At 43.6% G+C, this 21,378-nt stretch carries 19 protein-coding genes, 12 tRNA genes and 3 rRNA genes; 31 read left to right on the forward strand and 3 right to left on the reverse strand.

The features are described from left to right. Positions 1-15: 15 nt before the first annotated feature. Complete coding sequence (locus tag ACNJYY_RS01255) at positions 16-621, reverse strand: rhomboid family intramembrane serine protease (protein ID WP_416730242.1); 606 nt, start codon at positions 619-621, stop codon at positions 16-18. A gap of 214 nt (positions 622-835) precedes the next feature. On the opposite strand from ACNJYY_RS01255, the gene acpS reads away from it, so the two are divergent. From acpS to ACNJYY_RS01325, 14 genes are all read left to right on the forward strand, one after another. Further along, positions 836-1,195 carry a holo-ACP synthase gene (acpS, locus tag ACNJYY_RS01260; RefSeq protein WP_416730243.1) on the forward strand — a complete coding sequence of 120 codons (360 nt, stop codon included), beginning with the start codon at positions 836-838 and terminating at the stop codon, positions 1,193-1,195. Between the two features lie 126 nt (positions 1,196-1,321). Then, positions 1,322-2,329, forward strand: coding sequence for a LolA family protein (locus ACNJYY_RS01265; RefSeq protein ID WP_416730244.1), 1,008 nt, complete (start codon positions 1,322-1,324; stop codon positions 2,327-2,329). Between the two features lie 288 nt (positions 2,330-2,617). Then, complete coding sequence (alr, locus tag ACNJYY_RS01270; RefSeq protein ID WP_416730245.1) at positions 2,618-3,790, forward strand: alanine racemase; 1,173 nt, start codon at positions 2,618-2,620, stop codon at positions 3,788-3,790. 141 nt (positions 3,791-3,931) lie between these two features. Next, positions 3,932-4,213 (forward strand): CopG family ribbon-helix-helix protein, encoded by a 282-nt coding sequence (locus ACNJYY_RS01275; RefSeq protein ID WP_066390801.1) that lies wholly within the window; start codon positions 3,932-3,934, stop codon positions 4,211-4,213. Between the two features lie 3 nt (positions 4,214-4,216). After that, positions 4,217-4,567, forward strand: a complete 351-nt coding sequence (locus ACNJYY_RS01280) for a type II toxin-antitoxin system PemK/MazF family toxin (RefSeq protein ID WP_066239453.1) — start codon at positions 4,217-4,219, stop codon at positions 4,565-4,567. Positions 4,568-4,968: 401 nt separating this feature from the next. Beyond that, a complete protein-coding gene (locus tag ACNJYY_RS01285; protein ID WP_286166508.1) occupies positions 4,969-5,787 on the forward strand; it encodes an STAS domain-containing protein in 819 nt (272 codons plus the stop codon). 17 nt (positions 5,788-5,804) lie between these two features. Continuing rightward, positions 5,805-6,161 carry an STAS domain-containing protein gene (locus ACNJYY_RS01290; RefSeq protein WP_066239455.1) on the forward strand — a complete coding sequence of 119 codons (357 nt, stop codon included), beginning with the start codon at positions 5,805-5,807 and terminating at the stop codon, positions 6,159-6,161. 2 nt (positions 6,162-6,163) lie between these two features. After that, positions 6,164-6,565 carry an anti-sigma regulatory factor gene (locus ACNJYY_RS01295; RefSeq protein ID WP_066285716.1) on the forward strand — a complete coding sequence of 134 codons (402 nt, stop codon included), beginning with the start codon at positions 6,164-6,166 and terminating at the stop codon, positions 6,563-6,565. Between the two features lie 11 nt (positions 6,566-6,576). Then, positions 6,577-7,584, forward strand: a complete 1,008-nt coding sequence (locus tag ACNJYY_RS01300) for a PP2C family protein-serine/threonine phosphatase (protein ID WP_416730246.1) — start codon at positions 6,577-6,579, stop codon at positions 7,582-7,584. Between the two features lie 63 nt (positions 7,585-7,647). Continuing rightward, positions 7,648-7,980 (forward strand): STAS domain-containing protein, encoded by a 333-nt coding sequence (locus tag ACNJYY_RS01305; protein ID WP_144704763.1) that lies wholly within the window; start codon positions 7,648-7,650, stop codon positions 7,978-7,980. After that, complete coding sequence (gene rsbW / locus ACNJYY_RS01310) at positions 7,977-8,462, forward strand: anti-sigma B factor RsbW (RefSeq protein WP_066390806.1); 486 nt, start codon at positions 7,977-7,979, stop codon at positions 8,460-8,462. Before ACNJYY_RS01305 ends, rsbW begins: the two co-directional genes overlap by 4 nt. Next, positions 8,428-9,219, forward strand: a complete 792-nt coding sequence (gene sigB / locus ACNJYY_RS01315) for an RNA polymerase sigma factor SigB (RefSeq protein WP_416730247.1) — start codon at positions 8,428-8,430, stop codon at positions 9,217-9,219. The genes rsbW and sigB overlap by 35 nt, the downstream gene beginning before the upstream one ends. Then, positions 9,216-9,827, forward strand: a complete 612-nt coding sequence (locus tag ACNJYY_RS01320; RefSeq protein ID WP_416730248.1) for a SpoIIE family protein phosphatase — start codon at positions 9,216-9,218, stop codon at positions 9,825-9,827. Before sigB ends, ACNJYY_RS01320 begins: the two co-directional genes overlap by 4 nt. Positions 9,828-10,159: 332 nt before the next feature. After that, on the forward strand, positions 10,160-12,289 hold the full coding sequence (locus ACNJYY_RS01325) for a Tex family protein (protein ID WP_416731781.1): 2,130 nt from the start codon (positions 10,160-10,162) through the stop codon (positions 12,287-12,289). A gap of 32 nt (positions 12,290-12,321) precedes the next feature. Here ACNJYY_RS01325 and cmpA read toward each other — a convergent pair whose 3' ends face one another. Beyond that, entirely contained in the window at positions 12,322-12,444 is a 123-nt protein-coding gene (cmpA, locus tag ACNJYY_RS01330; RefSeq protein WP_137792088.1) for a cortex morphogenetic protein CmpA, read from the reverse strand. Positions 12,445-12,540: 96 nt separating this feature from the next. Here cmpA and ACNJYY_RS01335 point away from each other — a divergent pair, with 96 nt between their 5' ends. The 16 genes from ACNJYY_RS01335 (at position 12,541) to rrf (ending at position 19,419) form a co-directional block, all read left to right on the forward strand. Continuing rightward, positions 12,541-12,999 (forward strand): SprT family protein, encoded by a 459-nt coding sequence (locus tag ACNJYY_RS01335; RefSeq protein WP_144704772.1) that lies wholly within the window; start codon positions 12,541-12,543, stop codon positions 12,997-12,999. 176 nt (positions 13,000-13,175) lie between these two features. Beyond that, positions 13,176-13,250, forward strand: a tRNA-Asn gene (locus ACNJYY_RS01340). A gap of 3 nt (positions 13,251-13,253) precedes the next feature. Beyond that, positions 13,254-13,344: transfer RNA gene (locus tag ACNJYY_RS01345), tRNA-Ser, on the forward strand. Between the two features lie 3 nt (positions 13,345-13,347). Beyond that, a tRNA-Glu gene (locus tag ACNJYY_RS01350) sits at positions 13,348-13,422 on the forward strand. A gap of 34 nt (positions 13,423-13,456) precedes the next feature. Beyond that, a tRNA-Asp gene (locus tag ACNJYY_RS01355) sits at positions 13,457-13,532 on the forward strand. A gap of 15 nt (positions 13,533-13,547) precedes the next feature. After that, positions 13,548-13,622, forward strand: a tRNA-Gln gene (locus ACNJYY_RS01360). Between the two features lie 40 nt (positions 13,623-13,662). After that, positions 13,663-13,738, forward strand: a tRNA-Lys gene (locus ACNJYY_RS01365). Between the two features lie 15 nt (positions 13,739-13,753). After that, positions 13,754-13,837: transfer RNA gene (locus ACNJYY_RS01370), tRNA-Leu, on the forward strand. 53 nt (positions 13,838-13,890) lie between these two features. Further along, positions 13,891-13,976 (forward strand) — tRNA-Leu (locus ACNJYY_RS01375). A gap of 35 nt (positions 13,977-14,011) precedes the next feature. After that, positions 14,012-14,088, forward strand: a tRNA-Arg gene (locus tag ACNJYY_RS01380). 10 nt (positions 14,089-14,098) lie between these two features. Then, a tRNA-Pro gene (locus ACNJYY_RS01385) sits at positions 14,099-14,175 on the forward strand. A gap of 7 nt (positions 14,176-14,182) precedes the next feature. Then, a tRNA-Gly gene (locus ACNJYY_RS01390) sits at positions 14,183-14,256 on the forward strand. Positions 14,257-14,267: 11 nt separating this feature from the next. Further along, positions 14,268-14,344: transfer RNA gene (locus tag ACNJYY_RS01395), tRNA-Ile, on the forward strand. A 190-nt stretch (positions 14,345-14,534) separates the two neighbouring features. Further along, positions 14,535-16,085: ribosomal RNA gene (locus ACNJYY_RS01400) — 16S ribosomal RNA — on the forward strand. A 191-nt stretch (positions 16,086-16,276) separates the two neighbouring features. Further along, a 23S ribosomal RNA gene (locus ACNJYY_RS01405) occupies positions 16,277-19,214 on the forward strand. Positions 19,215-19,303: 89 nt separating this feature from the next. Then, positions 19,304-19,419 (forward strand): 5S ribosomal RNA (rrf, locus tag ACNJYY_RS01410). Together the 16S, 23S and 5S rRNA genes with 12 tRNA genes alongside form the textbook arrangement of a ribosomal RNA operon. A 299-nt stretch (positions 19,420-19,718) precedes the next feature. Here the strand turns inward: rrf and ACNJYY_RS01415 are convergent. Next, on the reverse strand, positions 19,719-19,904 hold the full coding sequence (locus ACNJYY_RS01415; RefSeq protein ID WP_416730249.1) for a hypothetical protein: 186 nt from the start codon (positions 19,902-19,904) through the stop codon (positions 19,719-19,721). 285 nt (positions 19,905-20,189) lie between these two features. On the opposite strand from ACNJYY_RS01415, the gene ACNJYY_RS01420 reads away from it, so the two are divergent. After that, positions 20,190-21,338: a trans-sulfuration enzyme family protein gene (locus ACNJYY_RS01420; protein ID WP_416730250.1), complete on the forward strand. Its 1,149-nt coding sequence runs from the start codon at positions 20,190-20,192 to the stop codon at positions 21,336-21,338. The last annotated feature ends 40 nt before the right edge of the window (positions 21,339-21,378 follow it).

Here is a 21,378-nt window from a genome sequence, read left to right on the forward strand (position 1 = left end):
GAGGTGCTTTTTGTTTTACCATCGTTTTTTCTTGCGATGCAGGGAAGCAAAAATGATTGGTGCAAGAGCGGCGCCACCGATCAATCCGAACAGGTGCCCCATCACGTTGATCCTTGCATTCATAAAAGTGGTTACTAGACTGATTCCTAACACAACAAGAAGAATCTGTGTGTTGGCTTGGTCGATATATTGGCGGTGGTTATAAAGCATATAAACGTAGATCCCGAACAATCCAAAGATAGCTCCTGAGGCACCAATATGTGCGTAAGAGAGTGGCAGCAAGAGTAACGTAGCAATATTTGCGATCAAACCAGCACCAAGGTACCCGATAATAAATCTTAGTTTCCCAAGAATTCCTTCGAGTGCAGGACCGAACAAGACAAGCGAGAACGAGTTGAAGATCAGATGACCTGCAGCCTCATGTGTAACAATGGGGGTGAATAAACGCCAGTACTCTCCAGCGGTGATGTAATAATTAGACCCGACCATAAAATGATACAAAGAGGTAGAAAAAGGGGTAAAATTAATAAGAAGGAACACGATAATGTGTGCAGCAACTAAAAAAGTAACGATAGGATAACGCCTAATAAAGGTCTGAAAGCTTTCATCTCTTATAAACATGGAATAGTATCACCCTTTTTATATAATGTGTAGGCTGTTTTTCGTTGAATGGAGTTAACGCCTGCCCGACGAAAAGCGATGCAACTCACGCAAAACCAACTTGATGCAAGTTTTTAAAAACAGCCCGAATTGTAAACATAACATTCATCTTCCTTAAGTTTACCATGTGTTGGTAGATAGGGCGAAAGATATAGCTGTAAAGGAGCTTTTAATAATGATTGTAGGAACCGGCATCGATATGATCGAGCTAAAACGAATTAAACAGGTTGTTACTCACCAGCCTCGATTTCCGGAGCGGGTGTTAACACCGTTCGAACAAAAAAGATTTTCTTCTTTAAACGGCAACAGAAGATTTGAATACCTTGCAGGGCGTTTTGCCGCAAAAGAAGCAATGGCAAAAGCGCTCGGTGTTGGAATCGGCGCTGAACTTTCATGGCAGGACATGGAGATTAAATCAGATGAAAAGGGTAAGCCGTTTCTTACTTCCCCTTATCCATATTTATGCCATCTTTCTATCTCTCATACGAAAGAATACGCGATCGCACAAGTGGTTTTAGAAAGCTCGTCAAGCTAGTCTGCATATTGTCCAGGGTTGTCTCATATATTGTAATGCGGTAGAAGGGGTAGTCCTTTGCAAGGTGCAGAGAGTTGGTCCCCCTTCAATGTCGAAATTACTTTGGGACAAAGGGGATGGCAAAAAATGAAGAAAACACTGTCAATAATGTTGACGGCGTTCATGATCGTGTTGGTTCTGTCAGCTTGTGGTGCACAAAGCCAGAACGATGTTTTGGATTCGTTAGAAGAAAGAATGGAATCCATGACAGGTTACAAAGCGGAAGCCAAGATGACATTGAGCACAGGAGAAAAGCCACTGACTTATGATTTAGAAATTTGGCATAAGAAGCCGGATTTTTACCGAGTCAGCTTAAGAAATGCTGAAAAAGATCAAAGCCAGATGATACTGCGTAACAAAGATGGAGTTTTCGTTCTTACGCCAGCTCTAAATAAAAGTTTCCGTTTCCAAAGTGACTGGCCAGAAAACAACAGCCAAGTTTATTTGTTCCAATCTCTCATCTCGGACATTTTAAATGATACGGACAGAGGGTTTAAATCAAAAGAAAAAAGCTATGTCTTCCATACAAAAACAAATTATCAGAACAAAAATCTATATCAGCAAGAGATCACATTAAACAAAGATCTTGATCCTCAACAAGTCCGAATTATGGATCAAGACCAAAAAGAGCTTGTCAGACTTGATTTCTCAAAGGTTAAGTTCAATGCAAAATTTGATAAGAACTCTTTCGATATGGAGTCGAACATGAGCAGTGCTCAATTTGAGGTTCCTACGTTCTCAGGTGCTGGAGAAGAGTTCGAAGTGCTGTATCCGACTTATACAGCAAACTTAAACATCGTAAATGAAAGAGAAGTAGCACAAGGTGCAGATGACTCCAAAGTAGTATTGAACTATGCGGACGAAGATAAATCATTTACATTGATGCAGCAGAAGAACACAGCTGTAGAAACAGCTTCGCGCCTAACGATGTCGAGTGGAGAACCAGTAGATCTGGGCTTTACCGTTGGGGCGATGACGGATCAATCGATCACATGGAATTTTAACGGTGTAGATTATTTGCTCGTCTCCAACAATCTCGGTCAGGATGAGTTGATGGCGATTGCACGCTCGGTGAACGGAGAGGCGATTAAATAATTTCTACATTATATATAGGGATTGATAGAGCAGGCTGGCGAAGACGCTAGCCTGTTTTGTTTTGAAAGCGGGTATGTTGGATTTATCACCTGCGTAAATTGTCGAGAATTGTAGACTTGTGGATAAAATGGCAAAACTTTTTGATTGAGAACGAAAACTCGTGGATAAACTCTTAAAACTTTTGGATTGCACACACATATTTATGGATTGAAGCGATAGGATGCTTACATAAATGACGGTAAGAGGGTAAAATAGAAGGCAGTAATCTAAACCGGGGAGGCCAACATCATGGATAAACATCATTATTATCGAGACACTTGGGCGGAAATAGACCTAGATAAGATCAGTCAAAATATAAAATCTTTTAAGAGACATCTCCCTGAACAAAAAATTATGGCTGTCGTAAAAGCGAACGGCTACGGTCATGGAGCACTACAAGTGGCGGAAGAGGCTGTGAGATCAGGAGCTGAGTGGCTAGCTGTTGCGATGCTCGATGAAGCATTAGCTTTGCGTAAACAAGGAATCACGGCACCGATTTTAGTTATGAACCGTGTACGTCCGGAATATGCTAATCTTGCGGCAGAAAATGAAATAAGCCTTACAGTCTTTCAACAAGAATGGCTGATTGAGGCACAATCGTATGTAAAAGAAACAAAACATCAAATAAAGATTCACCTGAAGATCGACACCGGTATGGGGCGGGTTGGATTTAGAGAAGAAAGTGAGCTGCAAGAAGTAGCGGACTTCATCAAACAATCTTCTCTCTTTGAAGCAGAAGGAGTGTTTACTCATTTTGCAACGGCCGATGAATGGGAATCAGAGCTTTTTGAACAACAGAGAAAGAGGTTTATTAAATATATAGACTCGCTGCGATCATGGGGATTAAATCCAACGCTCATTCACAGCGCCAACAGCGCAGCAGCTCTCAGAAAGGTTGAAGGACCTTTCAATCTTGTTAGACTCGGAATCAGTATGTATGGTTTAGCACCATCTAGCGAATTAAAACAAGACTTGCCTTTTTCCCTAGAAGAGGCGTTCAGCCTTCACTCCCGAATCATTCATGTTAAAAAATTGATGCCTGGAGATACTGTAAGTTATGGAGCTACTTATACAGCAACAAAAGAAGAGTGGGTAGGCACACTGCCGATCGGATATGCAGACGGATGGCAGAGAAGATTATCCCCAGGAGCCTCGGTGCTTATAAAGGGAGAGCGGATGCCAATCATCGGCAGGATCTGTATGGATCAATGCATGGTAAGACTTCCAAAGAGATTAGATGTTGGTGAAGTTGCCACTTTAATAGGAAGTCAGGAAGCGGAAAGAATAGAAATGGATGAGATCGCCCGTATCGCAGAAACGATAAATTATGAAATTCCGTGTCTCATTTCTGCTCGAGTGCCGAGAGTTTATACGAAAAAGGGTCGAATTTTAGAAAATATGAATGTAATTCTAAATTTTTAGCAGAATATTAGAAGGACTATTGAAAATTTTGTAGAATAAATACTTTGAAATCGCTTTGCAAATGGATTATTGAAGTGATAAGATTAAATGTGGTTAAAAGGAATTTGATCGTAGTATAGCTTTGCGCTGGAGGTGTATGTTGTGTCCGAATTGAACACAAAACGAATAGTGATTAGTCTTCCTCAGAAATTACTAAGTGAGGTAGATCGTGTCATAAAAAAAGAGAATTTGGACCGCAGCGAATTTATCCATCAAGCTACTGAGATGTTTCTTCGTGAGCGGAAGAATAAGCGTCAGTTTCGTGATGAGATGAAACAGGGTTACATGGAAATGGCTAAGATCAATCTAACGATTGCTTCAGAAGCATTTATGTTAGAGGAGGAAGCCGATCATACCTTGGACCGCTTAGTTAGCGGGGTGTAGTCCTTGATAGTCAAACGCGGAGACGTTTACTTTGCAGATCTTTCACCGGTAGTTGGATCAGAACAGGGTGGGATTCGGCCTGTACTGATCATTCAGAATGATATCGGGAACCGTTTTAGCCCTACTGTTATCGTAGCAGCAATCACAGCTCAAATACAGAAAGCAAAACTTCCAACACATGTTGAAATAGATTCGAAAAAATACGGCTTTGAACGGGATTCAGTTATTTTGCTTGAACAGATCAGAACGATCGACAAGCAAAGATTAACAGATAAAATAACACAACTGGATGAAGACATGATGCGCAGGGTAGACGACGCATTGCAGATCAGTACTGGTCTGGTTGATTTTTAATTTTATAACATCATTTAGGAAACTGTCTGACGGGGATGTCTGGCGGTTTTTTATTTTATCATCAGACTAATAAGGAATACTGGAAGAACAGGTACTGTTTACCTAGTACGCTTTAAGGATTCATTAGAGGTTTTCGGGTTTGAAGTATGGAATTGAGTAGAAGTGACTTTTTCAGTTTTAAGTTGCATATTGGTTCATCCTGCCACATAACAAGTAACCCACCCCTTATAAAGGTAACAAGTATACGAATACTATTTAAATATTTTGTAAAAAAATACATGTTTAACATTTTGAAACTTGGGTTATATATCCAAAGTTAGTAAAAGAGTAAACATTGCAGAATATATTCAGAAGTGAAATAATAGAAATTGAGACTATATGTAGTGGGGGTGCAAGATAAATTGGACAACTTGATTGTACAGATGATTAATGAAAATCAAGAAACCCTAAAAAATAATTGGCTTAAAGAAGTTAAGCTTTTTAAAGAAAAAGAACTTGTTGGAACTACTTTAAAGTTTAGTGAAGAAACGGACCAACAGTTTTTTTCTATGTTAATAAAGCACATTAATTTTCATGATATTTCTAAAGACGGAACACTTGATGATTTTTTTGATCAAGTTCTTCATACAGGTTTACCATTAAGTTATTTAACGCAAGGACTTCAAGCGGCACGCCGCGTTGTTCTAAATCTCTTAGTAGAGACGGAAAACGACAAAGAGAAGGTAGCAGCTGTTTACCGAGAGATTGATCGCTGGTTAGACCCGATTCTTAATCGAGTTGTCGAAAACTCCTCTCAAATATGGGAAAGAACAGTCTCCGTTCAAAAGACGGCATTATTAGAGCTTTCTGCTCCACTGATTCCAGTTTTCAAAAATATCAGTGTAATGCCTCTTATCGGATCGATCGATACGGAACGTGCAAAGCTGATTATGGAAAACCTTTTAAACGGTGTGATTAAATATCGCTCGGAAGTGGTGCTGATCGATATTACGGGGGTACCTGTCGTTGATACGATGGTTGCTCATCATATTATTCAAGCAGCAGATGCTGTGCGTTTATTAGGTTCTACGTGTATCCTAGTAGGAATACGCCCTGAAATTGCACAGACGATCGTAAGTTTAGGAATCGATCTTAGTTTGTTCCCAACGAAGAGTACGCTTCAAAAGGGTATGGAAAACGCTCTGGAAATTACAAATCAGCAGTTAATTAGCAATAAATAGGGAGTGAGAGTAAAAAAATGAGAATTCCTATTTTAAAATTGCACGAATATTTATTGATCACCATTCAAGTTGAAATGGATGATCAGACAGCTCTTCAATTTCAAGAAGACTTGCTTAATAAAATTCACGATACAGGTGCGAAAGGAGTGGTTATTGACCTTACGTCAGTAGACATGATCGACTCCTTTATAGCTAAAGTTCTTGGAGATGTAGTAAGGATGTCAAAATTAATGGGAGCTCAAGTTGTATTAACAGGAATACAACCAGCAGTTGCTATTACTCTAATTGACCTTGGAATTTCAATGAGGGAAGTTTCGACAGCACTTGACTTAGAACAGGGGCTTGATAAATTGCGTCTGGAACTGGAGGGATGATTATGGACATCCAATCCTGTGTGGAAGTACGCAACGAGTGGGACATCGTAAGTGCCCGTCAACTCGGAAGAAACATGGCTAAAGAGCTCGGTTTCGGAAACGTTGACCAAGCAAGAATAACAACAGCCATATCTGAACTCGCCCGTAACATCTATCTATACGCAGGACGAGGAAAGATTTGCATCGAACCAATCGATCAATTAGGAAGAAAAGGACTGCGAATCGTAGCCTTAGATAATGGTCCTGGAATTCGAGAGATCCGAAAAGTTATGGAAGATGGCTATACTACTTCTGGCGGATTAGGAGCTGGATTACCAGGTGTGAAGCGATTAATGGATGAATTCTCAATCGAGTCCACTGTAGATGTGGGGACTGAGATATCAGCTACTAAATGGCTTCGTTAGGAGGAGAGCTCTTGACTGCAAAAGACGCACTAACGGAACGTTATCAAGATTTATTATCGGTCTATCTAAAAGCCAAAACAGAGACGACCCTCTATAAAGGACAGCAATTCAGCAGAAAGTTATTAGAACAGCAGATCTCACCAGAAGATCTTGTCAGTTTGCACATCCAAGTGATGGATGAGCTGTTTCCAGATATGTCTGAAGAAATGAGAGATTCTTTTGACTTTCTGCTCGAAGCGATGATCGGCTACGGTTTTGCTTATCGTGAGCATCAAAGTTTGCGTGATAAGCAACAACAGCTTGAATCAGAGATTGAAGTTGCCGCAAGTATGCAGCAGACGCTGCTGCTAAGTGATGTGCCAGAGTTTGATCAGCTGGACATCGGTGTAGTGAGTGTTCCTGCTAAAAAAATGAACGGTGATTATTATAATTTTGTTAAGAGCGGCAACAGTTTAAGTGTCGCTGTAGCAGATATCATCGGTAAAGGCATACCCGCTGCACTATGTATGTCTATGATTAAATATGCGATGGACAGTTTACCTGAAGAACAGATGAAGCCTCATCTGCTTTTAGAGAACTTAAACCGCGTTGTTGAACAAAATGTTCATAGCAACATGTTCATCACGATGTTTCATGGGGTTTATGAACCGGAAAGTCATAAGTTTTACTATGCGGGTGCTGGTCATGAACCAGGCTTTTTCTATCACGCAAAGGAAGACGAGTTTCAAGACTTGATCGCAAAAGGTCTGGTTCTCGGTGTATCCAGAACAACCACCTACCATCCATACGAAAAGATGATAGAAGTGGGAGACATGGTTATCCTTCTTTCAGACGGAGTAACCGAGTGCAGGACAAGCAAAGGTTTCATCGAAAGAGAAGAAGTTGTTGCTCTTATTCGAAAGTATATGGATCTGCCCTCACAAAAGATTGTTGAAAATGTATTTCAGGAGCTTGATCGCCTTCAAGGCTTTGAGCTAAGAGATGATTTTACTTTAATTATTTTAAAACGACTGGTTTAAACAGTATTTGATTAGGGTAAAGGTACCTTATATGGTTCCATACAAAGCCTGGGGGGAAATAAAATGAATTTGCAAATTAATCAAGATCAAATAAATGAAACATACGAGTTAAACCTTACAGGAGAAGTGGATGCTTATACCGCTCCTAAGTTAAAAGAAGTGATGCTTCCATTAACAGAGAAAGAAGGAAACATCGTAATCGTAGATCTTTCCGGAATTGAATATATGGATAGCACAGGGCTAGGTATTTTCGTAGGAGCTTTAAAATCTTCTAAAGCAAATCATAGCTCTTTAAAATTAAGAGGCATGACAGAACGCGTTAAACGCATTTTTGAAATTACTGGATTAACGGAAGTAATGGATATTGAAAGTGGAGTAAAGGGGGAGGCGCTATGAGAACAGCGTCCGACTATATTGAAATGAAGGTCCCTGCAAAACCTGATTATGTAGGTGTCGTCAGGTTAACGATCTCTGGCCTGGCCAACCGCATGGGTTTTGCGTTTGATGAAATTGAAGATATCAAAATTGCAGTATCAGAAGCTGTAACGAACGTTGTTAATCATGCCTATTCCGATACTGAAGATAAAGGCCAAGTTCGTATTGGCTGTAATATATATGACGACCGCATGGAAATTACGGTTGTCGATCAAGGAAAAAGCTTTGATGTCGAATCTATCTCTAAAAATCTTGGCCCTGTAGATGGTAAATCAGTTGATCAACTGCATGAGGGAGGTTTAGGCCTCTTTCTGATAGACACATTAATGGACAAGGTAGAAATAAGCAGTGAAGCCGGTGTCGTTGTAATGATGACGAAGTATCTTCACAGAGATGAGGTGGAGGAACATGTCGACAGAATCTCACCAGCGCCTTCACAGTAAAGAACAAGTCTATGCTTGGATCGATGAACTGCAGCAAGACCCAAAGAACGAAGAGATTCAGACGAACCTCGTGTTGCAGTATCAAGACTTAGTTCATTCACTAGCTCGGAAGTTTTCTAAAGGCAAAAGCATTCATGACGATTTAGTACAAGTCGGTATGATTGGATTGCTTGCGGCTTTTAGAAGGTACGACAAAACGTTTGGAAGATCATTTGAATCTTTCGCTGTTCCGACCATCGTCGGAGAGATTAAACGTTTTATCCGTGATAAAACATGGAGTGTTCACGTACCTCGTCGAATTAAGGAACTTGGACCAAGAATCAAGAAAGCCGTTGAAGAACTAACTACGCGTTTACAAAGATCACCGAAAATTTTTGAAATCGCAGAGCACCTAGAAGTTTCTGAAGAGGAAGTTCTAGAAACGATGGAGATGGGCAAAAGTTATCAAGCTCTATCTGTAGATAGTTCCATTGAAGCGGATCAAGAAGGAAGCACAGTTACATTACTCGATCTAGTCGGTTCCAACGATGTTGGTTTTGATCAGATTGACAAAAGAATGCTTTTGGAAAAAGCCTTTGCTGTTCTTTCTGAACGCGAACGCGAAATTCTTCAATGTACGTACTTTGAGAATTTAAGCCAAAAGGAAACGGGAGAACGCCTAGATATCTCTCAAATGCATGTGTCCCGACTTCAGCGAAGAGCACTTGAAAAGCTTAAAGAAGCGTTGCGCGTATCACCTTCGGAGGCTCTTAAATGATCGAACACTATCAGTTTAGCAAGGCATCTGTTTCCTCTTATCAAAAACCGAAAAAGGGAAATGATCTTTGCGGAGATAGTTTTTATGTAAAAGAAACGGAAGATTATTTGATTTGTGCAGTAGCAGATGGTCTAGGAAGTGGTAAGATGGCGAAAGAAGCTTCTGGGGCCGCTACTGATATTATCGATCAAAATCATCATGAAACTGTAGAGGGGTTAATGCATCTTTGTAATGAAGGGCTAAGACATACTCGTGGTGCCGTGATTGCCATTGTTAAAGTCGATTATCATAATCATACCGCTACTTATTCAGGAGTTGGTAACATCCGTTTTATGATCTCTGCTGAAAGACAAAGAGCCATACACCCTTTGCCGAAAGTTGGTTTTCTCGCTGGAAAGCCTGAAAAATTCAAAGTACAAGACTTTAAGTTCGAAAAAGAGTTAACACTGATGCTTTATTCGGATGGGATGGACATTCATACACAGAGCCGTTCGTTGTTAACGAAAATGATATCACCAAAAGAATCTGTCCTCTATATCAGTGAATTGCCTCAAGATATTAATGACGATGCAACCTGTCTCGTCGGACAAATAAATTTGATTTCGTAAAACATCACCTTCATTAGTTTGCAGGGTGGTGTTTTTTGTTTAATAATTAGCTCGTTTCTATAGGATTGGGCTATTATCCACTTCTTTGAAAATTGAAGTGAAAGATGCGAGACTCCTACGGGACGAGCGGTCAGGTGGAGACTTCTAACGGCGCATAGCGGCAGGAGACTCACCGTTCGCCCCGTGGAAAGCGAGCGTCTGAAACGGAAATCAACTACTCACCTGACTTGCAATTTTTACGCCACCACTTCCTTGGTTTATAATAGTACTAATTGATTGAAAAAGGAGTGTTCTTATTGGGACAACCTATTAGTGAACAAGCATTGAAAACAATGGAATCCGAATTGAACGTAAAAGGAAAACAAATTAACCAGGTTATCGCTCTACTAGAAGAAGGAAACACGGTCCCGTTTATTGCGCGTTATCGAAAAGAATTAACGGGTGGTTTAGATGAAGTACAGATCAAAGACATTATGGACCGATGGACATATTTGCAAAACCTAGCTTCACGTAAAGAAGAAATCCTTCGTTTAATAGAAGAACAAGGAAAATTGACTGAAGAATTAACGGCAGCAATTGCAAAAGCACAAAAGCTACAAGATCTTGAAGATATTTATCGTCCATACAAACAAAAGAGAAGAACGAAAGCAACTGTTGCGAAAGAAAAAGGACTCGAACCACTTGCTTTATGGGTGTTAGAGCAAAGAAATGATGATCCATTAACGGAAGCGACAACATACATAAACGAAGAAAAAGAAGTGCATTCTGCTGAAGATGCATTGACTGGAGCGAAAGACATTATCGCTGAACTGCTTTCAGATGATGCAGATATGCGAAAATGGATTAGGGAAGACACGTTTTCAAAAGGCGAGATCAAAACTGATGGAAAGAATGCGGAATTAGATGAGAAAAAAGTGTTTGAAATGTACTATGAATACCAAGAGCCCATCCGTAAGATTGTTCCACATCGTGTTTTAGCTGTGAATCGCGGAGAAAAAGAAAACATTTTAAGAGTAGGTATCGCTGCTCCTTCAGAACTGATCGTGTCAAAGATGGAGAGAAAAGTAGTGAAACGTTCGACCTCACCTGCTGCACCTATTATCTCAGAAGCGATTGAGGATGCTTATAAACGATTGATCGCGCCTTCTATCGAACGAGAAATTCGCGCAGCTTTAACCGAACAAGCAGAAGAGCGTGCGATTCACATTTTTTCTGAAAATGTAAGAAGTCTTCTATTACAAGCGCCACTAAAAGGGAAAGTTGTTTTAGGAGTTGACCCTGCTTATAGAACGGGTTGCAAACTAGGAGTTGTAGATGAAACAGGTAAAGTGCTTCATATCCAGACAATCTACCCTACACCGCCGCGATCAGAAGTCGAAAAATCGGCAGCGGTTGTAAAAAAACTGATCGATCAGTATGATATCGAAATCGCAGCGATCGGAAATGGGACAGCATCACGCGAAACCGAACAATTTATCGCACAAACGTTAAAAGATCTCGAAAAATCTGTAGCATATGTAATCGTTAATGAAGCGGGAGCGAGTGTGTATTCAGCTTCTACAGTCGCTCGAGAGGAGTTTCCTGACCTTCAAGTTGAAGAAAGAAGCGCGGTATCGATTGCCCGAAGACTTCAAGATCCGTTGGCGGAGCTCGTGAAAATCGATCCGAAGTCTATTGGAGTAGGTCAGTATCAGCATGATGTTTCTCAAAAAAGACTTGGTGAAGAAATTTCTTTTGTTGTTGAAACTGCAGTTAACCAAGTAGGAGTTAACGTGAATACAGCATCATCGTCTCTTCTTCAATATGTATCCGGGTTGTCCAAAACCGTTGCACAGAACATTATTGTTAAACGAAACGAGGTAGGAAAGTTCAAAAACAGAACAGAACTGAAGAAAATTCCTCGTCTTGGTGCAAAAACGTATGAGCAATGTATCGGATTTTTACGTGTAGTTGACGGAGATCAACCACTTGATCAGACCGGTATTCATCCAGAAAGCTATCCGGCAACGAAAGCTTTATTAAAAGAACTTGGATTCAAGCCTGCTGATATCGGTTCAGACGCTCTTGCGGAAAAGTTAAAATCACTTTCACTCGAAGCGACATCTGAGAAATTAGATATCGGCGTTCCAACATTAAAGGATATTATTGAAGGGCTTATGAAACCTGGGCGTGATCCGCGTGATGCTTTTTCAGGGCCAGTCCTTAAAACAGATGTTCTTAAGATGGAGGACTTGTCACAAGGAATGGAACTTCAAGGAACCGTTCGAAATGTTGTAGATTTTGGTGCGTTTGTAGATATTGGTGTTAAACAGGATGGGCTGGTCCATATTTCGAAGCTTACGGATCGATTCGTAAAGAATCCGATGGATGTCGTTAGCGTAGGGCAAGTCGTGACTGTATGGGTAGATTCAGTAGATGTATCCAAGCAACGAATCGCTCTAACCATGATCGCACCTAAGTAAGGAATAAAAGATTAAAGCACTTCTCCAGTGGATTATTCTTCACTGGAGGAGTGTTTTTTGTTATAAAAGAACCAGCATTGATTAAGTAAGCGGATTTGGTAACGGTCTTTTTGATAATAAGCACGACGGAGCTGTCTTTTAAACCATGTTGGCATATAGAGAACCTCCTTGAACTTCCCAATCCGTTATTTGTGTATTAGTCTATGTATAGGAGCTTGTTAATGTGAACTAGAAATGTAAGGAGCTTGACCATGACGAATGAAGAATTGCAGAAGTTAACGGAGGAGATCTCGATTCAGTTCTTCAATAAAACGTTTCGCCATCAAGCGAGATTCAATAGAAGGCTGCGAACAACAGGTGGACGTTATCTGTTGCGATCTCATGATATAGAAATGAACCCTCATCTTTATGAAGCATTTGGTATGGAAGAATTGATCGGTGTCATTAAGCATGAGCTCGTGCACTATCATATGCATATCGAGGGCAGAGGGTATAAACATGGTGACGATGACTTTAAATATTGGCTTCATAAAGTAGGTGGGTCTCGCTTCTGTCAATCCATCCCGGAAAAAAGAAGAACAGAGAGCTATAAATACGCTTATTTATGTACGGACTGTATGCAGTCATATAAGAGAAAAAGGCAAATTGATACGAAAAGATATGTGTGCGGAAAGTGCAGAGGGAAATTAAAACAGGTTTCTTTAAAATAGGGTGTTGACTTCGAATATAGGTATGTGGTAATTTAATAAAGTCGCTGTTAGACATACCTATTACATAGCTTTTAAAAGCAGGTATCGTTAAGCGCATGCGGCTCAGAAAAAACTCCTAAAACTAGTTGACATCTGAAGCAAAAACAATTATGATATTAATTGTCCTTAAAAGACATTCCACAGTAGCTCAGTGGTAGAGCTATCGGCTGTTAACCGATCGGTCGTAGGTTCGAGTCCTACCTGTGGAGCCATACAGAGAAGTACCCAAGTGGCTCAAGGGGCGCCCCTGCTAAGGGTGTAGATCGCTAACGCGGTGCGAGGGTTCGAATCCCTTCTTCTCTGCCATGTGGCCCGTTGGTCAAGCGGTTAAGACACCGCCCTTTCACGGCGGTAACACGGGTTCGAATCCCGTACGGGTCACCATATATTTTCATAAAAGTAATACCTATAGATTGATGGACTCGTGGTGTAGTGGTTAACATGCCTGCCTGTCACGCAGGAGATCGCCGGTTCGACCCCGGTCGGGTCCGCCATTATTTCTAAGGTGTTGGGCTATAGCCAAGCGGTAAGGCATCGCACTTTGACTGCGACATGCGTTGGTTCGAATCCAGCTAGCCCAGCCATTTTTTCTTTTTAAGATAAGTGTTTAAACACTTCGAGTGAGAGCCATTAGCTCAGTTGGTAGAGCATCTGACTTTTAATCAGAGGGTCGAAGGTTCGAATCCTTCATGGCTCACCATTTTCAAATTAATATGCGGGTGTGGCGGAATTGGCAGACGCGCTAGACTTAGGATCTAGTGTCTTTGACGTGGGGGTTCGAGTCCCTTCACCCGCACCATATTAATTTTTCTCAAATAAGTTGCAGTGCTCATGCGCTGGCATCCTAGCCGCGCGGTCGTGGCGGAATGGCAGACGCGCTAGCTTGAGGGGCTAGTGGGGGTATCCCCGTGGAGGTTCGAGTCCTCTCGACCGCACCAACTTTAATTCATAACATAGAATACATTTAAAATATGCGCCCTTAGCTCAGCTGGATAGAGTGTTTGACTACGAATCAAAAGGTCGGGAGTTCGAATCTCTCAGGGCGCGCCATATTTACTTACGGGAAGTGGCTCAGCTTGGTAGAGCACCTGGTTTGGGACCAGGGGGTCGCAGGTTCAAATCCTGTCTTCCCGACCATACTTATGCGGGTGTAGTTTAGTGGTAAAACAAGAGCCTTCCAAGCTCTGGTCGTGAGTTCGATTCTCATCACCCGCTCCATTATTTTTTACGGGCCTATAGCTCAGCTGGTTAGAGCGCACGCCTGATAAGCGTGAGGTCGATGGTTCGAGTCCATTTAGGCCCACCATATGATCGTAAAAATGATCAAAAAAAGAAATTCAAAAAAGTGCTTGACTTTATAACTTCCATTCGGTAAGATAATAAAGCTGTCTCGGAAAAAGACAAGCCAAACAGTTCTTTGAAAACTGAACAAAAGAAATAGGTAAGGAATTAAGAATTAATTCCGTCAGTTTTAAAACTAGAGCAAGACAAACACTTTTATGGAGAGTTTGATCCTGGCTCAGGATGAACGCTGGCGGCGTGCCTAATACATGCAAGTCGAGCGAATGATGAGGAGCTTGCTCCTCTGATTTAGCGGCGGACGGGTGAGTAACACGTGGGTAATCTGCCTGTAAGACGGGGATAACTCCGGGAAACCGGGGCTAATACCGGATAACAAGAGAAGAAGCATTTCTTCTTTTTGAAAGTCGGCCTCTCGCTGACACTTACAGATGAGCCCGCGGCGCATTAGCTAGTTGGTGAGGTAACGGCTCACCAAGGCGACGATGCGTAGCCGACCTGAGAGGGTGATCGGCCACACTGGGACTGAGACACGGCCCAGACTCCTACGGGAGGCAGCAGTAGGGAATCTTCGGCAATGGGCGAAAGCCTGACCGAGCAACGCCGCGTGAGCGATGAAGGCCTTCGGGTCGTAAAGCTCTGTTGTTAGAGAAGAACAAGTACGAGAGTAACTGCTCGTACCTTGACGGTACCTAACCAGAAAGCCACGGCTAACTACGTGCCAGCAGCCGCGGTAATACGTAGGTGGCAAGCGTTATCCGGAATTATTGGGCGTAAAGCGCGCGCAGGCGGTCTCTTAAGTCTGATGTGAAAGCCCACGGCTCAACCGTGGAGGGTCATTGGAAACTGGGAGACTTGAGTGCAGGAGAGAAAAGTGGAATTCCACGTGTAGCGGTGAAATGCGTAGAGATGTGGAGGAACACCAGTGGCGAAGGCGGCTTTTTGGCCTGTAACTGACGCTGAGGCGCGAAAGCGTGGGGAGCAAACAGGATTAGATACCCTGGTAGTCCACGCCGTAAACGATGAGTGCTAGGTGTTGGGGGGTTCCACCCTCAGTGCTGAAGTTAACACATTAAGCACTCCGCCTGGGGAGTACGACCGCAAGGTTGAAACTCAAAGGAATTGACGGGGGCCCGCACAAGCAGTGGAGCATGTGGTTTAATTCGAAGCAACGCGAAGAACCTTACCAGGTCTTGACATCCTTTGACCACTCTAGAGATAGAGCTTTCCCCTTCGGGGGACAAAGTGACAGGTGGTGCATGGTTGTCGTCAGCTCGTGTCGTGAGATGTTGGGTTAAGTCCCGCAACGAGCGCAACCCTTGACCTTAGTTGCCAGCATTCAGTTGGGCACTCTAAGGTGACTGCCGGTGACAAACCGGAGGAAGGTGGGGACGACGTCAAATCATCATGCCCCTTATGACCTGGGCTACACACGTGCTACAATGGATGATACAAAGGGTTGCGAAGCCGCGAGGCCAAGCCAATCCCAAAAAGTCATTCTCAGTTCGGATTGTAGGCTGCAACTCGCCTACATGAAGCCGGAATTGCTAGTAATCGCGGATCAGCATGCCGCGGTGAATACGTTCCCGGGCCTTGTACACACCGCCCGTCACACCACGAGAGTTTGTAACACCCGAAGTCGGTGGGGTAACCCTTTTGGGAGCCAGCCGCCGAAGGTGGGACAGATGATTGGGGTGAAGTCGTAACAAGGTAGCCGTATCGGAAGGTGCGGCTGGATCACCTCCTTTCTATGGAGATTATGAAACACCTTCGTGTGTTTCGTAAGTACGCCTATTCTTCTTTTGTTCAGTTTTGAGAGAACTAACTCTCAAAACATGTTCTTTGAAAACTAGATATCGACATCCAAACAATATGCAAGGCAGATAGATTTATCTAATCTGCGCCAAGCAAGAATCTTTGATGTGTAAACATCATATAAGGTTAAGCTAGAAAGGGCGCACGGTGGATGCCTTGGCACTAGGAGCCGAAGAAGGACGGGACGAACACCGATATGCCTCGGGGAGCTGTAAGTAAGCATTGATCCGGGGATTTCCGAATGGGGGAACCCACCATCCGTAATGGGATGGTATCCATATCTGAATACATAGGGTATGAGAAGGCAGACCCGGGGAACTGAAACATCTAAGTACCCGGAGGAAGAGAAAGCAAATGCGATTTCCTGAGTAGCGGCGAGCGAAACGGAATCAGCCCAAACCAGAGAGCTTGCTCTCTGGGGTTGTAGGACACTCTATACGGAGTTACAAAGGAACGAAGTAGGTGAAGTGGTCTGGAAAGGCCAGCCGAAGAAGGTAACAGCCCTGTAGCTGAAACTTCGTTCCCTCCTGAGTGGATCCTGAGTACGGCGGGACACGTGAAACCCCGTCGGAATCCGGGAGGACCATCTCCCAAGGCTAAATACTCCCTAGTGACCGATAGTGAACCAGTACCGTGAGGGAAAGGTGAAAAGCACCCCGGAAGGGGAGTGAAACAGATCCTGAAACCGTGTGCCTACAAGTAGTCGGAGCCCATTAACGGGTGACGGCGTGCCTTTTGTAGAATGAACCGGCGAGTTACGATCCCGTGCAAGGTTAAGTTGATAAGACGGAGCCGCAGCGAAAGCGAGTCTGAATAGGGCGACATAGTACGTGGTCGTAGACCCGAAACCGTGTGATCTACCCATGTCCAGGGTGAAGTTCAGGTAACACTGAATGGAGGCCCGAACCCACGCACGTTGAAAAGTGCGGGGATGAGGTGTGGGTAGGGGTGAAATGCCAATCGAACACGGAGATAGCTGGTTCTCCCCGAAATAGCTTTAGGGCTAGCCTCGCGGCAAGATTCCTGGAGGTAGAGCACTGATTGGACTAGGGGCCCCCACAGGGTTACCGAATTCAGTCAAACTCCGAATGCCAGAGAATTATCCGCGGGAGTCAGACTGCGAGTGATAAGATCCGTAGTCAAAAGGGAAACAGCCCAGACCATCAGCTAAGGTCCCAAAGTATACGTTAAGTGGCAAAGGATGTGGAGTTGCCCAGACAACCAGGATGTTGGCTTAGAAGCAGCCACCATTTAAAGAGTGCGTAATAGCTCACTGGTCGAGTGACTCTGCGCCGAAAATGTAACGGGGCTAAACGTATCACCGAAGCTATGGCTTGTACCGTATGGTACAGGGGTAGGGGAGCGTTCGAAGTGCAGCGAAGTCAGACCGGAAGGACTGGTGGAGCGCTTTGAAGTGAGAATGCCGGTATGAGTAGCGAAAGACAAGTGAGAATCTTGTCCATCGAAAGCCTAAGGTTTCCTGAGGAAGGCTCGTCCGCTCAGGGTTAGTCGGGGCCTAAGCCGAGGCTGAAAAGCGTAGGCGATGGATAACAGGTTGATATTCCTGTACCACCTCCTTTCCGTTTGAACAATGGGGGGACGCAGTAAGGTAGGGTGAGCGCACTGATGGAATAGTGCGTCTAAGCAGTTAGGCTGTTGGGTAGGCAAATCCGCCCAACATTAAGGCTGAGCTGTGATGGCGAGGGAAATTTTAGTACCGAAGTCCCTGATCCTACACTGCCAAGAAAAGCCTCTAGTGAGGAAAGAGGTGCCCGTACCGCAAACCGACACAGGTAGGCGAGGAGAGAATCCTAAGATGATCGGGAGAACTCTCGTTAAGGAACTCGGCAAAATGACCCCGTAACTTCGGGAGAAGGGGTGCTCTGATAGGGTTTATCGCCCGAGAGAGCCGCAGTGAATAGATCCAAGCGACTGTTTAGCAAAAACACAGGTCTCTGCGAAACCGCAAGGTGAAGTATAGGGGCTGACACCTGCCCGGTGCTGGAAGGTTAAGAGGAGGGGTTATCCCTTTTGGGAGAAGCTCTGAATTGAAGCCCCAGTAAACGGCGGCCGTAACTATAACGGTCCTAAGGTAGCGAAATTCCTTGTCGGGTAAGTTCCGACCCGCACGAAAGGTGTAACGACTTGGATACTGTCTCAACGAGAGACCCGGTGAAATTATAGTACCTGTGAAGATGCAGGTTACCCGCGACAGGACGGAAAGACCCCATGGAGCTTTACTGCAACTTGATATTGGATTTTGGTACAGCTTGTACAGGATAGGTAGGAGCCTGAGAAGCCGGAGCGCCAGCTTCGGTGGAGGCGTCGGTGGGATACTACCCTGGCTGTATTGAAATTCTAACCTTGGACCGTAATCCGGTTCGGAGACAGTGTCAGGTGGGCAGTTTGACTGGGGCGGTCGCCTCCTAAACAGTAACGGAGGCGCCCAAAGGTTCCCTCAGAATGGTTGGAAATCATTCGCAGAGTGTAAAGGCACAAGGGAGCTTGACTGCGAGACCTACAAGTCGAGCAGGGACGAAAGTCGGGCTTAGTGATCCGGTGGTTCCGCATGGAAGGGCCATCGCTCAACGGATAAAAGCTACCCTGGGGATAACAGGCTTATCTCCCCCAAGAGTCCACATCGACGGGGAGGTTTGGCACCTCGATGTCGGCTCATCGCATCCTGGGGCTGAAGTAGGTCCCAAGGGTTGGGCTGTTCGCCCATTAAAGCGGTACGCGAGCTGGGTTCAGAACGTCGTGAGACAGTTCGGTCCCTATCCGTCGCGGGCGCAGGAAATTTGAGAGGAGCTGTCCTTAGTACGAGAGGACCGGGATGGACACACCGCTGGTGTACCAGTTGTTCCGCCAGGGGCATAGCTGGGTAGCTACGTGTGGACGGGATAAGTGCTGAAAGCATCTAAGCATGAAGCCCCCCTCAAGATGAGATTTCCCATCACGCAAGTGAGTAAGACCCCTTAGAGATGATGAGGTTGATAGGTCTGGTGTGGAAGCGTGGTGACACGTGGAGCTGACAGATACTAATCGGTCGAGGGCTTATCCTTAAAAAAGCATAACGTTTGGAAACGTCGTATCTAGTTTTGAGAGAACATACTCTCTACAATTTAGAATCATGGTGAAAGTCATGGTTAGGTCTAGTGATGATGGCAAAGAGGTCACACCCGTTCCCATACCGAACACGGAAGTTAAGCTCTTTAGCGCCGATGGTAGTTGGGGGTTTCCCCCTGTTAGAGTAGGACGTCGCTAGGCAATGAGGAAGATGGATGAGAATCCATCTTCTTTTTTTGTGTTTTAAAAAAGATGATAAGGGGGTTTGGCGACTGCCAAACTTTCTATAAGGGGTGATTGGGGGATGAAGAGCTCGGGGTATAGAGCTTAGATCGGGCAGGGAGCGGTTGTCGAGAATTAGCGAAATGCCTTTATTTTTGATTTTCGACTTAATTGAGGTTCGTTTCGACTTAATTCACTCTCATTTTGACTTAATTTTGTGCATTCAGACTTAATTAGACCAGGGGTATACCCCACTCCGTATGTTTTGAAGATCAGTTTCAGCCTCGAAACTCACCTACACCTCTCAAAATAGAAAGAAGATGGCCAGAGCCATCTTCCAACACGCGATATTCTTCAGCAGAAGCTCCAAAAATCCATTCAAAAGCAACACCAGCAGCTGCTTTAACCCTCTTTGAAGCCAAAAACTCATCCAAACGGCCCTGATCTTCCCTCCTAAGCCCCAAATAAGATCTCCTCATCCACCCAAAGCCACATAATTTCACGGTAATCCTTCATATATTCACGGATAAACCACATAATTTCACGGATAAAAATTTTTATCGAATTTTCGACAACGACAGCGAATAGCTAAAACTTAAAACGACGACAGTAACTAACTAACAGACATCACAAGCACCTAACCAAATTTACTCTACACACTACCAAAAAACAAACAAACCCCAACCCCATATCTCCAACCAATTTTGTGCTAAACTAAAAGATAAAAAACAATGGGGAGGCCATATATCATGAAGAATGTTCATTTTGATACATCCAGCGTGCATGCAAGTGGTCATAATAGTGTTAAGTCGGTAAGTAAGATCAATCCGATCTATCAGACGTCAGCTTTTTCTTTTACCGATCTAGATGACTTAGAGGATTATTTTAGAGGAAAGAACGATTATTTATATACACGTATGAACAACCCCAACCAGAACGATTTTGCGAGTGGTGTGGCGAATCTTGAACAAGCACCTGCGGGAGTCGTGACTTCATCGGGTATGTCAGCCATTCTAGTGGGTATCTTGGCAGTGGCGCAAGTCGGTGATCATATTCTAGCATGCGATGATCTGTATGGCGGCACCTATCAGCTTCTTTCTGATGACCTCAAAAGCTTTGGAATCGAAACCACATTTGTTTCATTCAAGGACCTAGATGAGGTTAAACGAAACATCCGTAACAATACAAAGCTCATTTATTCAGAATCCATAACGAATCCTTTATTGCGTGTGGAGGATCTTGAGGGACTTGTTGCCCTTGCAAAAGAACATAATCTTACGACGATGATCGATAATACATTTGCTACACCTTATGTACTTCAGCCGTACACAAAAGGTGTCGATCTCGTTGTTCATAGTGCGACGAAATATTTAAACGGACATAGCGACGTGACAGCAGGTGTTGTAGTTGGGAAAGAGGAATTAATCGCAAAGGCTCAAGCGAAAATGATTCATCTCGGTTGTAATCTAGGACCGTTTGATGCGTGGTTAGCATCCAGAGGATTGAAAACGTTAAGCGTGCGTATGGAGCGTCACATATCTAACGCCACTGAATTAGCGAACCAGCTTAAACTGACTGATGGAATTAAAACCGTCTACTATCCAGAATACGTGAGTGAAAACGGAAATTCATCAATTGTTACGATCGAACTCGACGAGAAAAGCAACGTGCATACGTTCTTTAAATCATTGGCTTGGGTACACATCGTTCCAACACTTGCTGGTGTAGAGACGACGGTCTCATATCCACTCGGAACTTCACACCGTTCATTACCATCTGAGACATGCGAAAAATTGGGGATTAATAAGAATGTGATCCGAATTTCGGTAGGGATTGAAAATATTGAGGATATTGTAATTGTTTTTAAAGATGCTGCCAAAAGAGCCCTGTTACAATAGGGCTTTTGGGCTTTTTACTGTAATAAAAACGAATTGTTTC

This window comes from Fictibacillus tiangongensis, from assembly GCF_048083785.1.
In the GTDB taxonomy this organism is placed as follows: Bacteria; Bacillota; Bacilli; order Bacillales; family Fictibacillaceae; genus Fictibacillus.